1 protein-coding gene is annotated in these 523 nt (G+C 58.7%); it reads left to right on the forward strand.

Annotation, left to right across the window (positions count from 1 at the left end):
- Window positions 1-523, forward strand: a 523-nt coding sequence (locus JCM12308_RS27575; protein WP_164845418.1) for an RHS repeat domain-containing protein, incomplete at both ends; no start/stop codon positions are given.

Here is a 523-nt window from a genome sequence, read left to right on the forward strand (position 1 = left end):
GCAATACAACCTGTTCCCAGAACAAGAGCGCAGCCCGCTGTTCCATGCCGGCGATGCCCGCCATGTCATCCGCACCAGTTGGGACAAGACCTGCGGCGTTCCGCTCACCCAAACCGATGTCAATGGCAAGGTCACACAGTATCAGTATGACGCTCTGTGCCGACTGGTGCGCACCAACTATCCCGATGGCGGATTTGAGGCTCTGGCCTATGTGAACTGGGGCAACCCGCACACCCAGCACATCGTCAAGACCAGCACACCGGCCACAGGCAGCACCCCGGTGACCAGCCGCGAGTATTATGATGGGCTCGGCCGGGTATGGAAGTCAGAACAGGACGTCAGCTCCGGCAAGAGCGTGCGTGAGCTGACAGGCTACAATGCCCGGGGGCAGATTGCCTGGGTCAAACAGCTCCATGAGCCTGGCTCTGAACCGCAGCCGGTCACTTATGTTTATGATGCGCTCGATCGCCAGATCATGATCAACCATGGCGATGGTACTAGCACTCACTATGCCTATAAGGCC

It is taken from the genome of Pseudovibrio denitrificans JCM 12308 (assembly GCF_001310815.1).
GTDB lineage: Bacteria > Pseudomonadota > Alphaproteobacteria > Rhizobiales > Stappiaceae > Pseudovibrio > Pseudovibrio denitrificans.